The organism is Saccharopolyspora sp. NPDC050389, assembly GCF_040655595.1.
Classification (GTDB): Bacteria; Actinomycetota; Actinomycetes; order Mycobacteriales; family Pseudonocardiaceae; genus Saccharopolyspora.
In genome coordinates this window covers 218039-227460 of sequence record NZ_JBFAKG010000003.1, presented here as the reverse complement: position 1 = coordinate 227460, position 9422 = coordinate 218039, and the positions used below count along the sequence as shown (strand labels likewise).

General features: G+C 69.3%; 9 protein-coding genes. 3 read left to right on the top strand and 6 right to left on the bottom strand.

What is annotated here, in order from left to right:
- Window positions 1-576: 576 nt before the first annotated feature.
- Window positions 577-777: a hypothetical protein gene (locus AB0I53_RS03335; protein WP_358595669.1), complete on the top strand. Its 201-nt coding sequence runs from the start codon at window positions 577-579 to the stop codon at window positions 775-777.
- A 9-nt stretch (window positions 778-786) separates the two neighbouring features.
- Here AB0I53_RS03335 and AB0I53_RS03330 read toward each other — a convergent pair whose 3' ends face one another.
- The 5 genes from AB0I53_RS03330 to AB0I53_RS03310 all read right to left on the bottom strand — a co-directional run bounded on the left by AB0I53_RS03330 (window position 787) and on the right by AB0I53_RS03310 (window position 6416).
- Window positions 787-2376 (bottom strand): ABC transporter ATP-binding protein, encoded by a 1590-nt coding sequence (locus AB0I53_RS03330; RefSeq protein ID WP_358595667.1) that lies wholly within the window; start codon window positions 2374-2376, stop codon window positions 787-789.
- Window positions 2373-3236, bottom strand: coding sequence for an ABC transporter permease (locus AB0I53_RS03325; RefSeq protein WP_358595665.1), 864 nt, complete (start codon window positions 3234-3236; stop codon window positions 2373-2375). The genes AB0I53_RS03330 and AB0I53_RS03325 overlap by 4 nt, the downstream gene beginning before the upstream one ends.
- The gene (locus tag AB0I53_RS03320) at window positions 3233-4189 is read right to left on the bottom strand and encodes an ABC transporter permease (protein WP_358595664.1); all 957 of its coding nucleotides are present in this window, start codon (window positions 4187-4189) and stop codon (window positions 3233-3235) included. The genes AB0I53_RS03325 and AB0I53_RS03320 overlap by 4 nt, the downstream gene beginning before the upstream one ends.
- Window position 4190: 1 nt before the next feature.
- Window positions 4191-5807, bottom strand: coding sequence for an ABC transporter substrate-binding protein (locus tag AB0I53_RS03315; protein ID WP_358595661.1), 1617 nt, complete (start codon window positions 5805-5807; stop codon window positions 4191-4193).
- Window positions 5808-5963: 156 nt separating this feature from the next.
- Complete coding sequence (locus AB0I53_RS03310; protein ID WP_358595658.1) at window positions 5964-6416, bottom strand: Lsr2 family protein; 453 nt, start codon at window positions 6414-6416, stop codon at window positions 5964-5966.
- 363 nt (window positions 6417-6779) lie between these two features.
- Here AB0I53_RS03310 and AB0I53_RS03305 point away from each other — a divergent pair, with 363 nt between their 5' ends.
- Window positions 6780-7124, top strand: coding sequence for an Lsr2 family protein (locus AB0I53_RS03305; RefSeq protein WP_358595655.1), 345 nt, complete (start codon window positions 6780-6782; stop codon window positions 7122-7124).
- A gap of 116 nt (window positions 7125-7240) precedes the next feature.
- Here AB0I53_RS03305 and rbsK read toward each other — a convergent pair whose 3' ends face one another.
- A complete protein-coding gene (rbsK, locus tag AB0I53_RS03300; RefSeq protein ID WP_358595652.1) occupies window positions 7241-8140 on the bottom strand; it encodes a ribokinase in 900 nt (299 codons plus the stop codon).
- A 103-nt stretch (window positions 8141-8243) separates the two neighbouring features.
- Between rbsK and AB0I53_RS03295 the strand changes: the two genes are divergently transcribed.
- A complete protein-coding gene (locus tag AB0I53_RS03295; RefSeq protein WP_358595649.1) occupies window positions 8244-9311 on the top strand; it encodes a hypothetical protein in 1068 nt (355 codons plus the stop codon).
- The last annotated feature ends 111 nt before the right edge of the window (window positions 9312-9422 follow it).

Here is a 9422-nt window from a genome sequence, read left to right as displayed (position 1 = left end):
ATGTGTTAAGCACGCCGCCAGCGTTCGTCCTGAGCCAGGATCAAACTCTCCAACAATGCTGTTGAACAATCCCAGCAGACACTCAAACCATCAAAGAGGCGAGCGCCATACTCAAAGAAACCACCAACCACACAAAACCTGCATGGTCGGGGGCATAAAAGAACACTAACCAAAACAGTCCGCTGTTGAGTTCTCAAAGAACACACCCACACCATCACCCAGTCCCACAATCAGAACTGGAGCTCCGGGGAGCATTTCCTCTTCACCGCTTTATCGTGTCGCCCACTCTACCACCCGGAGGCGGGAGCTTGGTTCGCGACCCGTGTCAGGCTCGGCCCGGTTTTCCCGGCCCGTGTCGCTCTGACTTGGATAAATTTACACACCCCCAAAACACCCCCTGAAACCACCCCCCCTTAAGCAACAAAACACCAGGTCAGAGACGATCTTGGGCCCTAGCTTCGAGGTGGCCGCCGAGACCGCGGTTCAAGTCCACGTTCGTGTGGTCCTGCTTCGTCGCCGCGACTCGTCCGTAGAGCGCCGGTAGCCTCCCAAACGATCGTCTGAACGGGGGTAGCAGTGGACTCCACACCGATCTACACCGAGCTGCGCAAGACGCTGATGGACCCGGAAGACCGGAACTGGGGTCCCAGCGCCCCACCCGAGTTCGCCGCTGCCCTGGCGGAGCGGGTCGAGCGGCCGAAGGCCGAGGCCAAGAAGTCCGCGCGCACCGGGCCCGGCTCGCGCGGCAGGTCGCGGCGGCACCGCGCCGAGGACTGACCCGCGCCCTCAGGACGCGGCCCGTCGCGCGCGCTGGCGGATCGGGTCGGGCACTGGCGCCGCTGCCAGGAGTCGTCGGGTGTACTCGTGCTGCGGGTCGCCGAGCACCTGGGTGCGGTCGCCTTGCTCGACCACCTCGCCCCGGTGCATGACGGCCACTCGGCGCGCGAGCAGGTTCACCACCGCGAGGTCGTGGCTGATGAACAGGCAGCTGAAGTTCAGCCTGGCCTGGAGCTCTTGGAAGAGTTGGAGCACCGCGTCCTGCACCGACACGTCGAGCGCGCTGGTCGGTTCGTCGGCGATCAGCAGCCGCGGCTCCAGCGCCAGCGCCCGCGCGATGCTGACGCGCTGGCGCTGCCCGCCGGACAGCTCGTGCGGGTAGCGGCGGCGCATCGAGGCTCCGAGCTCCACGGCGTCAAGCAGGGTGTCGACGCGCTCCTCCAGTTCGCGGCCGCGCGCGACGCGGTGCAGGCACAGTGGTTCGGCGATGCTGTCCGCGATGGTCATCCGTGGGTCCAGCGATGAGCCGGGGTCTTGGAAGACGATGCCGATGTTGCGCCGCACCGAGCGCAGCCGCCGTGCCGGCAGCCGGCTGATGTCCTGGCCGTCGAGCACGATCCGGCCTTCCGCCGGAGTTACGAGCCGGGCCACCGCTTTGCCCACAGTGGACTTGCCGGAGCCGGATTCTCCGACCAGCGCGAGGATTTCGCCGCGCTCGACGTGCAGCGACACCCCGTCCACGGCGCGCTGGCCGGCGTAGCTCACGACCAGGTCCTCGACGCGGAGAACCAGCTCTGCGGGCTCGGGTTCGGCGCGCTCGCCGATCTCCAGCCGAGGCACGGCCGCCAGGAGGGCCTTGGTGTAGTCGTGCTCGGGCGCGCGGAACAGCTGCTCGACGGAGGCCTGCTCGACCAGCACGCCGCGGTGCATCACCACCACCCGGTCCGCGAGGTCCGCCACGACTCCCATGTCGTGGGTGATCAGCAGGACCGTCATCCCCTGGCGCTCGCGGAGGTCGCGCAGCAGGGCAAGGATCTCGGCCTGCACCGTCACGTCCAGCGCGGTGGTGGGTTCGTCGGCGATCAGCACCCTGGGCTCGCAGGCCAGCGCCATCGCGATCATCACCCGCTGCCGCTGCCCTCCGGAGAGCTGGTGCGGGTAGTGCTTCAGCCGTCGGCACGGCTCCGGGATGCCGACGACGTCGAGCAGCTCCGCCGCGCGCTCGCGGGCCTCGCCGGCCGGCATGTCGCGGTGCAGCCGGATCGCCTCGACCAGCTGCCAGCCGATGGTGAAGACCGGGTTCAGCGAGGTCATCGGCTCCTGGAAGACCATCGCGAGCTGCTTGCCCCGGATCCGCCGCAGGTCCGGCCCGCTCAGCTCGGCTCCGTCCAGCTCGATGCGCCCGGTGACCTCGGCGGTCGGCGCGAGCAGCCCGAGCGCGGACATCGCCGTGACGCTCTTGCCGGAACCGGACTCGCCGACCACGGCGAGGATCTCGCCGGGCGCGATGCCGAAGCTGACGCCGCGGACCGCCTCCGCGACGCCGTCCTCGGTGTGGAACCGCACCCGCAGGTCGGTGAAGGAAAGCACGTCGCTCATCGCTGCCCCTTCGGGTCGAGTGCGTCGCGCAGGCCGTCGCCGAGGAGGTTGAAGCCGAGCGTCGCGAGCACCACCGCCAAGCCGGGGAAGACCACCAGCCAGGGCGCCTGCGCGAGGTACGTCTGCGCGGCCGACAGCATCACGCCGAGCGACGGCTCCGGTGGCTGCACGCCCAGCCCCAGGAACGACAGCAGCGCCTCGCCGATGATCGCCAGCGGAATGGCGACCGTGACCTGGACCAGCAGCGCGTTCACCGCGTTCGGCAGGATGTGCCGGAACATCACGGTCGTGCCGCGCGCGCCGGCCGCGACGCAGGCGGCCACGTAGTCCTCGTTGGCCAGCCGCAGGGTCTCCCCGCGCACGACGCGGATCAGGTTCGGCACCTGCGACAGGCCGATCGCGATGGCCGCGTTCACCATCGACGCGCCGAGCACCGCGGCCAAGCCGACGGCCAGCACCAGGAACGGGAACGCCAGCAGGGTGTCGGTGATGCGCGAGACGACGACGTCGACGAAGCCCCGGTAGTAGCCGGCGATCAGGCCGAGCGGGACCGCGACCACCACCGCCAGCAGGACCGACAGCACGCCGACCACGATCGACGCGCGGACGCCGTAGAAGACGCGCACGAGCTGGTCGCGGCCGAGTTCGTCGCTGCCCAGCGGCAGCGCGAGCGACGGCTGCTGGAGAACCTGGTCGAAGTTCACCGCCGCCGGGTCGACCGGCGCGATCACCGGTGCCGCCAGTGCCACCAGCACGAACAGCGCCGACAGCACGAGCCCGACGACGCCGGTGCGGTGCCGCAGCAGGCGGCGCAGCACCCGGCGCGAGCCGCTCACCCGCGGCAGATCCGCCTGGGTCATCCGGCACCTCCACGGACTCGGATTCGCGGATCCACCACCGAATACAGCAGGTCGACGAGCAGGTTCACCAGGATGTAGCCGGCCGCGGAGACCAGCACCGCGGCCTGGATCACCGGGTAGTCGCGGGTGAACACGGCATCGACCATCAATTTGCCGAAACCCGGCAGCACGAAGATCTGCTCGGTGACCACTGCACCGGAGATCAGCGTGCCGAGCTGCAGGCCGAGGATCGTCAGGACGGTGATCAGGCTGTTGCGCAGGCCGTGGATGCCGACCACCCGCCACTCCCCGGCGCCCTTGGCGCGCGCGGTCCGCACGTAGTCCGCGCCTAACGCGTCCAACATGGACGATCGCATCTGCCGCATCAGCACCGCGGCCAGACCGCTGCCCAGCACGAAGGCGGGCAGGATCAGCCGTTGCAGGTTGCCCAGCGGCGACTCGGTGAACGGGACGTAGCCGGAAGCGGGCAACACGCCGAGCCAGACGGCGAACACCAGGACGCACATCAGGCCGAGCCAGAAGTTCGGGATGGAGAGCCCGAACAGCGACGCCCCGTTGCCGAGCCAGTCCAGCGCGGTGCCGCGGCGCACCGCGCTGAGCACTCCGGCGGTCAGGCCTACCAGCGCGGCGAACAGCAGGCTCAGCACGGCCAGTTCGAGGGTCACCGGCAGCCGGGTGAGGATGATGTCGCCGATCGGCAGGCCGGTCTGGGCCGATTCGCCGAGATCGCCCTGCAGCAGGCGACCGAGCCAGGCCGCGTACTGCACGTGGATCGGCTCGTCGAGCAGGTGGGCGCGGCGGATCTCCGCGATCACCGCGTCGTCGGCCTCGATGCCGGCGATCGCGACGGCCGGGTCGCCGGGCAGCGCGCGGAGCCCCGCGAAGATCACCAGCGAGACCAGCACCAGGGTCACCGCGGACTGCAGGATCCGGTTCAGCACGTAGCTGCGCATGTCATCCCCCCGCCTGGACGTGGCCCGCCGACCTCATCCGGATGAGCCCGTCGGGGAAGGTCTCGACGCCGGCGAGCTGCGCGGTGTGCGCGGTGTAGTACTGCGTGCGATAGAGGTAGATGACGTTGTTGCGCTGGTGCAGCGCGTCGACGATCTGCTCGTACAGGGCCCGGCGCCGGGGCGTGTCCTGCTCGCTGCCGGCCTGTTCGATCAGCTCGTCGGTGCCGGGGCTGAAGTCGCCGCTGTAGTTCTGCGAGCCGCCTTCGGTGTGGAAGGCCGCGATGTTGCCGTCCGGGTCGGGGCGGCCGGACCAGCCGACGAAGAAGGTCTGGAAGCGGCCCTGCCGCGCCTCGCTGATCGCCGTGGCCGACTCCGTCGGGCGCAGCACGATGTCGAAGCCCACCTGGGCGGCCATCGCCTGGATGACCTGCCCGGCCCGGAGCTGGGTCGGGTCGTTGGCCAGCGTCATCTCGAACCGCACCGGCGTCTGCGCGCCCGTCTCGGCGATGAGCCGGCGGGCCCGCTCCGGGTCGTGCGGCGGGCATTCCTGAGTCTTCGGGGTGGCGTACTCGCTGCTGCCCGGGATGGGGCCGCAGGCGGCCTGGAACAACCCGTTGAAGGCGATCTTGTTGAGCGTGCGCCGGTCGATGGCCAGCGACAGGGCTTCCCGCAGTCTGGGATCGTCGGCGAGCGGGCCGGTCACTTCGCCGGTCTTGCCGCCGACGTTGCGCACGTTGACGGTGATGCCGTAGTACTGCAGCGTCGGCTGGTTGAGGAGCACGATTCCTTTGTCCCGCAACAGGGTCGGCACTTCGGGAGTGGGCACCTCCCAGATCACGTCGAACTCGCCGGAGCGCAGGTTGGCCATCCGGATGTTGTCGTCCGGCACCGTCCGGTACACCAGCCGGTCCAGGCGGACGCGGTCGCGGTCGCGGTCGTAGTAGAACTCGCTGCGGTCCAGCACGATCCGGTCCTGCGCGACGCGTTCGGTGAACCGGAACGGGCCGACGCAGACCGGGTCGTCGGTGAAGTCCTCGCCGCGTTCGTCGAGCTTCGCCGGGGACATGATCATGCCGGCACGGTCGGCGAGCATGCTGGTCAGCGGGGCGTAGGGCCGGGACAGGGTGAGCCGCACCGTGCTCGGGTCCACGACCGCCACCGATTCGACCGCGTTGAGCTCGGTCTTGCGGGCCGAACCCTTGAGTTCCCGGTGCCGGTCCAGGCTCTTCTTCACCGCGGGCGCGTCGAGCGGGGTGCCGTCGTTGAACAGCACTCCGGTGCGCAGCGGGATCGTCAGTTCCCGGCCGTCGGCGGAGATCTGCGGAAGCGCGGCGGCCAGTTGCGGCACGAGGCGGACGGATTCATCGACGTCGTAGAGCTTCTCGCACATGCTGCTGAAGATCTGACGACTGGCCAGCGTCGACGCCAGCGTCGGATCGAGCTTGTCCGGTTCCTGGTCGAGCGCGATCACCGCCTCGCCACCGCGCACCGTCGGGGCCTGCACGGAGGAGCGCACCTCGGCGGCGGTCTGCTCGACGTCCACCAGCGGGGCGCAGCCGGTCGCCACGATCGCGGTGGCCAGCACCGCCAGCACGCCTTGCCCGAAGCGATCCGCCACGCGCGTCTCCCGTCTGCCACCGGGGTAAACGCGAGCACCGTATTTTGACCGGACCGCGCGTGTCCAGATCCGTGATCATTCCGGCATCTAGCGGAATTCGGTCACGGCACGGCGCCGTAGGACCGAAATGAGCGCGATTTCGCCGAACCTGCCAGCTCAGTCGACGGCGGAGGAGAACGTCGGCATCGAAACCGCCGGCACGCGGGAGGCGTCATCCGGCTTCGATTCCCCGGCCGCGGTCGTGTCGAAGAGCGTTTCCTCGACCGGCTCCGGCTGCTGCTCGGCGGGCTCCGGTTCGGGCTCGGCGGCCTTCTTGCTGAGGTGCTCGCGGGTGCGCTGCGCGGCGCCGCGGATCTGCTCCGTCAGCTGCTTGTTGGTCTCCCGCGCCTGCTCCTCTTCGCGCTCCTGCTGGCGCGTGCTGCGCACCGGCTCCGGCTTCGGGGCCCGCGCGGCCTTGACGTAGCGGTCGAGCACGCCCCGGAGTTGTTGGGTGTGCTTGTCGTTCAGGTCGATTTCGTACGTCACACCATCCAGTGCGAAGGTGACGGTGTGGTTGGCTGGGGACCCGTCGATGTCATCGACGAGTTCGACCTGAATCCGCTCGGCCATGATCACCTGTCTCGGGAACGTGCCCCGCCTCGATCCGCGACACTTGCAGGTAAGACTACTGCGAGCCCTGACCACGTTGTAGCACGCGGCATCGCTGTTGTCTCCTACTTAACCATAGAACAACTCGGCGACCTGTTGATAACCGCCGGGCGGGTCACGCGTCACCTCACACGCCGGCGAGCGCCCGACCACCAACGGACAGTAACCGCTGCGGGGCAATCCTGGAAAGTAATCCAGCGCACATCGCAGGAAATTCCGGCGGCGGGTGGATCATTCTTGCGGCGATCGTTTATTGTTCGCTCGCTCTTCTCCACACCGGGCGTGCGGAGAAGACGGGGAATCGAGCCGGAATCGAGGGTTACCGTGGCGCAGAAAGTCACCGTTCAGCTCGTCGACGACGTCGACGGCACAGCAGCCGACAGCACTGTCGAGTTCGCCTTGGACGGGGTGAACTACGCAATTGACCTGTCCACCGAAAATGCCGCCAAACTCCGCGACTCGCTGGAGTCTTTCGTGGCCAACGCGAGGAAGACCGGTGGCCGCAAGCGCGCCGCCGTCAAGCCCGGCAAGCCCTCGGCGACGCCGACCGCGGCCGACCGCGAACGCAACCAGGCCATTCGGGAATGGGCCCGGAATCAGGGGATGCAGGTTTCCGACCGGGGCCGCATTCCGGCGGAGGTCGTCGAGGCGTACGACAACGCTCAGTGAGCACCTGCCACGGGCGGCCGGTTCGAACTCGGGGCCAATCCGGCCGCCCGTGAAACTCGCGCAATGACTCCTCGTAACGCAGTCGTGGACGAGCAGTAATTGACGTGGTGAATCGCTTATACGGCCGCCAAGAAGTCGGTGATTTCCTGACGGGTCGGCATCGAGCTGCTGGCCCCGTTGCGCTGCACCGACACCGCCGCCCCGGCGGAGGCCAGCCGCAGCGCCTCGGGCATCTCGGCGCCCTCGCCCAGCGCTGCGCTCAGCACCCCGACGAAGGTGTCGCCCGCGGCCGTCGTGTCCACCGCGTCGACCCGGAAGCTGGGCGCCTCCACGCGCGCGCCGTCGCGGTTGCCGTACAGCGAGCCGCGGGCACCGAGGGTGATCACCACTTCCGGAACCAGCTCCAGCAGCGCGGCGAGCGCGCGGTGCGGGTCGTCGTCGCCCGCCAGGATCGCCGCCTCGTGCTCGTTGGGCACCAGCAGATCCACATTCGACAGGATTTCCTCGGGCAACGGCACTGCCGGAGCGGGCGTGAGCACCACGCGCACCCCGTTGCGGCGTCCCGCCGCCGCGGCCGCGGCCACGCCGGAGAACGGAATCTCCAGCTGCAGCAGCAAACTCCGCGATCCTGCGATCAGTTCCTCGTCGCCTTCGGCGAGCCCGTCGACCGTCCCGTTGGCGCCCGGCACCACGACGATCGAGTTGCCGCCCTCGTCGTCCACCACGATGTGCGCAGTGCCGCTGCGACCCGGCACCACCCGCACTCCCGAGACGTCCACAGTGGATTTCCGCAGGGTATCGCGGATCTGGGCGCCGAATTCGTCCTCGCCGACGGCACCGATCATGCGCACCGCGGCGCCGGCCTTGGCCGCGGCGATCGCCTGGTTGGCGCCCTTGCCTCCGGGCACCGTGTGGAACTCCCGCCCGAGCACCGTCTCGCCGCGCTTCGGGGCAGTCCCGACGTAGGCGACCAGGTCCATGTTGCAGCTGCCGAATACGGCCACAGTCGTTGTCACGTGGTTCATCATGGCCGATGAGGGGGCCTCGATCGGTTGACGGGTCCTGGCCTACCTGACGACGTAACATGCCGACCAACCGTCGAGGAGAAGGCGAGAAGCGGTGGACTATGCGGTGACAGCGGAGCTCGCGCCGCCGGCCGAGGTCGTGGAGCTCGACGCGCTGCAGCAGGAGGGGATCGCGGCCGTGCTGGACCGCCACCTCGCGCTGGTCGAGGGGGTCTCCGGCCCGGGTGACGCCGACATCGACGTCCTGGACTACCGCATCACGGTGCATCCGGCCGGGGCGAGCGTGGTGCTCGCGCTCGACGCGCCGTCGCTGCTGGCGGCCGAGGAAGCCGCCGCCTCGGTGCTCGACGAGCTGATCGGCGAGAGCGAGGTGCTCACCGGCTGGTCGGTGGCGCACTCTGAGGTGCGGATCACCGAGGACGAGTTCAACCAGCGGCTGGCCGCGGCCTCGGACGTCAACGAGGAGCTGGAGGCCGCGGTCGAGGAGGCGCTGGAGACCTCCGCCGAGCCCGCGATGGACGCCGAGCACTGGCGCACCCGGCTCACCGTGCTGGCTCCGCAGCTGCGGGCGTTCGAGGCGAGCGCGTTCGGTGCCGAGCCGGACACCCACGTCCTGGCCGCCGGGGCGCTGATCCACGCGGTGCGGGTGGTCACCGACGAGATCTTCTACGACGAACTGGCCCTGGCGGTGAACAACGCGACGGTGGCCGACGCGGTCGGGCTGCTGGTGCTGGAGGAACTGCCGCCCTGCTACGACCACCGCTACGACGCGTTCTTCGCCCGCTCTTTCGTGCTGTCGTCGGCGGCGGTCGCGGTGCGGCTGACGGAGCCGAGCTGGACGCCGCCGCGCACGGTCGCCGAGGCGCTGGCGTTGCGGCTGGTGGTCAACGAGGCTCGCGTGGTGCTGGAGGCAGCCGAGTTGATGACCTGGGAGGACAGCGAGCCGGTGTTCGCCGCCTTCGCCGGGCGGGCCTTCGGCGACAGCGACCACGAGGAGCTGTACGAGGTGGACCTGCCGCTGGCGGCCGACGCGGAGCCGGAGGTGGCGGAGCAGGTCACCAAGGTCGAGGCCGAGCTGCGCTCGCGGGGTGTGTCCTTCGACCAGTGGTTCATCCCTCGCGACGGCAACCCGGCCCGCCACCCGTACTTCGGCTCGCTATAGGCGTCGGGGCCGTGAGTCTTTTGGGCCGCCGCCCAGCACCGAGCCGCTCTGGTAGCCCAGGGACACGCCGGTGTAGCGGACCTTCGTGGCGAACAGTTCCGCGCAGAACGC

Excerpts from the sequence above, each read along its gene's own strand:
- AB0I53_RS03310 (WP_358595658.1), bottom strand. The coding sequence starts at position 6,416 with ATGGCCGAGCGGATTCAGGTCGAACTCGTCGATGACATCGACGGGTCC.
- AB0I53_RS03330 (WP_358595667.1), bottom strand. The coding sequence starts at position 2,376 with ATGAGCGACGTGCTTTCCTTCACCGACCTGCGGGTGCGGTTCCACACC.
- AB0I53_RS03325 (WP_358595665.1), bottom strand. The coding sequence starts at position 3,236 with ATGACCCAGGCGGATCTGCCGCGGGTGAGCGGCTCGCGCCGGGTGCTG.
- AB0I53_RS03320 (WP_358595664.1), bottom strand. The coding sequence starts at position 4,189 with ATGCGCAGCTACGTGCTGAACCGGATCCTGCAGTCCGCGGTGACCCTG.